Origin of the sequence: Endozoicomonas sp. ALE010 (assembly GCF_049310165.1) — a bacterium.
In the GTDB taxonomy this organism is placed as follows: domain Bacteria; phylum Pseudomonadota; class Gammaproteobacteria; order Pseudomonadales; family Endozoicomonadaceae; genus Endozoicomonas.
The window spans coordinates 1-3,876 of record NZ_JBLYNV010000142.1; the positions used below are offsets into that span (position 1 = coordinate 1).

Here is a 3,876-nt window from a genome sequence, read left to right on the forward strand (position 1 = left end):
CTGCCCAACCTGCCACAGGCCTGGCCTGAGCACCTGAAACACCAGGCCCGTGACCGGCTATTAACCCTGTACAACCAGTTCCGGGCGCTGCTGGAGCAGACTACACCCAGAGATATCATCGATGTGCTGGCCACCGTTCGCCAGATTCTCCGTCACTGTGCCGCTACCGTGAGCACGCCTGGGCAAGTCAACGCCCTGGTCCGGCGGGCATTTATGGACAGTCTGGCCGGTGCCGTCACCCATGACTGCCAGCAGCGGCTGGACACCCTCAACCACTGGTACCAGGGCCAGTACCCGGAAGATCCGTCCTTGATAGCAGGGGTCGACCAGAGCTTTGCTGTTTTCCTGCAGGAACTGCAGGCCACCAACTCCGATGGTGACTTCTCGCCAAAGCCTGTCCAGCAACTGGCTTACCGCTACTGGCAAAGTCTGGACAAGGATGACTCGGGGCGCACCGCCATTCTGGTGGAAGGCCCGGCAGGCTGGGGCAAGGACTTTGTGCTGGACAGAACCATCCGGCTCTGGCAACAACAGCAAGGGATGAATCGCCCGTTTGTTCATATCAATGCCAACCCGAACCAGTGGACCACCTTGGCAAAGAGCGTCAAACAGGCCATGAGCCGGGGGCAACTGATTGCCATCAGTGAGCTTAACCTGATTCCCAGCCACTACGTAGAAGGGTTGCTGAATAATGTGTTGACTGGCCATGCAGCGCCGGGATTTCGCCTGTTTGCCACCATCAATCCCGGCTATTTCGTCGGACGGGAAGCGCTGAGCCTGGCCCTGACCAGCCGCTGCACCCAAATCAGGCTGGCAGCCCTTGACACGGAAGACCTGGCAAGGCTGGTGCAGGGATTGCCCGAGATACCTGACGGGTTGCCCCAATGGCTGGCGGATCACTTCCACCAACTGGCCACAGCACTGCATCAGCAGAACCGCCCGGTGCAACTGCCACTGGACGACCTGTTCAGCAGCGCCCGGCAGCTGGCCAGTCAGCGGCCTGAACATTGGAATCAGGCCTTGCGACAACACCTGTCACTGCCCTTTCGCGCTTTAAAGACACCGCTGCCCCCGCTGCAGGAAGATACCGCAAGCCTGGCACGAATCAAGCAAGAAGAACGGCGCCGGGCCCTTGAGACCCTCGCCAATAGCATGCCCGGACTGTTGACGCCCATCACGGTACAGCTCGGGTCTGCACTCCGTTGTCGTGACCGTGAAATCACGGTGACACCGGAGACAACAGATCAAGACATCATGACGATTGTGCAGGCCATGCAACAAGGCCCGGCGATCAACCGCAAGAGCAGGTCAACGGTAAAGCCGAAAAAAACCGGTCATTCGGCTTACCCCTCCACATTTGACGATATTGTGGCTCCCCAGCACTTCAAGATCACCAGGTACTTCCCCGAAACCCCTTACGATGCCCGCCAATATCGTCTCTCCTTTGTGGAGACCCTTCTGGATGAAGACGGCCGGTTGCGCGACTACCCCATCGACTGGACAAATGGCACGATAACCCCTGTGCCAGGATGGCCTGATGATACCGTCTGGCGGACCGACCTTGGCACCGATGAACTGCCCGGCAACATTGCGTTAACCCTGAATAACCAGTGGCAGCCCTTGCCTGCCCTGACGCCCTCGGACCAGCTCCGGGCACTGCGCTGCACCCCGGACACCCCCATCGAGCTGGCCCGAAGCGAGCTAACAGGGCAACTGTTAATCAAAAGTAAGGCATCCTCAGTATCACCTGTAACGGTGGACTTTATCATTGCCCCCGGGCGAACCTATTTTACCCCACTGAGACCGGGCGAGTCTCTGACATTACAAGAGGGATTGTGCAGTCAACGGCTTGTAGAAGTCCTGGAAGAAAAGATTTTTTACTCCGAAACGAACAGCTGCAAAGCCTATGAAGAGCTGCGTGATATCAATGGGGCCCTGGATATCCCGCAACGACTCAGGGCGTTGATGGATTGGCTGGATACATTTTCCGACAGCAAAAATGTGACCGGACAAGATGACCAGCTGTTGCTGAATATGCTCAGGGAGAAACAAGGGGTTTGCCGACACAAGGCGGCGATCTTCCAAATGCTCTGTCACTATTGGGGAATTCCTGCCCGGCAAGTAGTGAATGTTTCGCACCGTTTTGTTGAGATCAGCCCCGATGGCGGCCAAACCTGGCGACAATACCAACTCGGTGGTGGCGGACGGGTTACAGCAGATATCACAGAACCCGACTGGGGGGAGTATGGTCAACCAGGTGGTTCTGACCTGAAGCCACCCGCTACAAGAGGGTATGCCTTTTCCAACCGATTTATCAATTCAACGGAAAGAGGCTCTGTGTTACGGCACAAAATTGAGAAGTCTCTTGAACGTCTTGAAGATTTATTACTGTCGTGCAATAAAAGATCAGTGCTGACTGATATTATGCACCAACTTAAAGATAACTATGCTGCATTCAACAGAGGACCTGAATACTCCAGAGTTTTGCCGAAGGATTGGGGGGTGCTATTATCGCCACAAATGTTTTGCCTGTTTGGTGACAAAATACAAGACTGGGAATGTATCATAGAGAAAAGTGCCTGGAATTTTTCAGCAGTCAGAAACCATTTAAGAACAACTATCAAAAATAAACTGAAACCATTATTTCGACTGATACATGCACAAGAGCCTGATGTGCACTATTTGAACTGGCTATGTGACCTTTACCGCTCGGTGCCTCAATTTCTGAAATATGAATTATTGACCATCCTACAGACGCTCTGTGGGTCCTGTGATTCCTGTCAGTTAAAAAGCCGGGTAAAAGGAATGCTTGAGTCTTATTCTCCAGGACCCAGAACGGATAGCCTTCTTGAATACGAAAATCCACGATTTTCACAGTACTGCATAAACCTTTTCAAAACGATGACCTTGAGCCACTCCCTTTTGGGGCGACTATCCCAGCCTTGCATCCATCAACAACTCCACCACCAGCCTGTGGGCAATAGCATTATCATCCCTGAAAAACTGATTTCCGGCGAGGCGGCTTTCCTGAACGTATCAAAATCTACAAGCTACAAACCTATTATTTTCGACTGTACTTCTTTGTCCAAAAATGCGATGAACGATAAGATTGCTGAAAAAATAAAATCCGGCTTAAAGCCAGTAATTAGCGAAATATGTGAAAGTGAAAAGGTTAGTGTTACCAACGGAGCAATAAGAAAAATATTCTTTATTTGGCTGGCAGCGCATCACAGGAATGATACCACTCCTCCAATTTGGGTGACTCAACAATATAATATCTATTCTGAGGCAAAGCGGCCTGGCTATGAGCCGTTGCTTACAGCTGCTAATCAGCAAGATGCCCCCATGACCGAATTAAAATTACCTCCAAAACGTTTAAAAGAGTATTTTAACCGGCCTTCCGCTGTCGTTCTTCAGGCGGATGATTTGCTTGTTCTTTTAGATGAGTTTCTTGCACAGATCGAAAATAGGTAGTGGCTCTTTCAGGATTCCAGACCAATGTTTCGTGAGCTATAGACAGTGTTCATAGTAGAGCAATCCAAAAGCCAAATAGAGCCTGAGTAGCCAAGTAATTGTCCTTAAATAATTCCGACATTTAGAACTCACTCTCCGTGCATCCTGAGCGGAGTCGAAGGGTGCCTGGCACAATCTATCATGCCTCGGAGTTAACGCCCTTCGACAGGCTCAGGACGAACGGAGTTCGGAGGCTCCGAAATGTGTAAATTATTCAAGGACTATTCCTAACCAAATGAAATTATATTTTCTGGCTACTTATGATTTCGTTTGTAGTAATGCCATCAGCATACCGGCCAGCCAGTTGAACTGGTTTTCCTTTCGGTTGAGCATCCACTCATCATGAATTGTCCATTTAGCCCT

General features: G+C 51.3%; 1 protein-coding gene. It reads left to right on the forward strand.

Going from position 1 to position 3,876, the window contains the following annotated elements:
* Positions 1-3,474: transglutaminase-like domain-containing protein (locus ACO6UY_RS24115; RefSeq protein WP_422491577.1), on the forward strand; the 3,474-nt coding region annotated here is incomplete at its 5' end.
* Positions 3,475-3,876 lie beyond the last annotated feature (402 nt).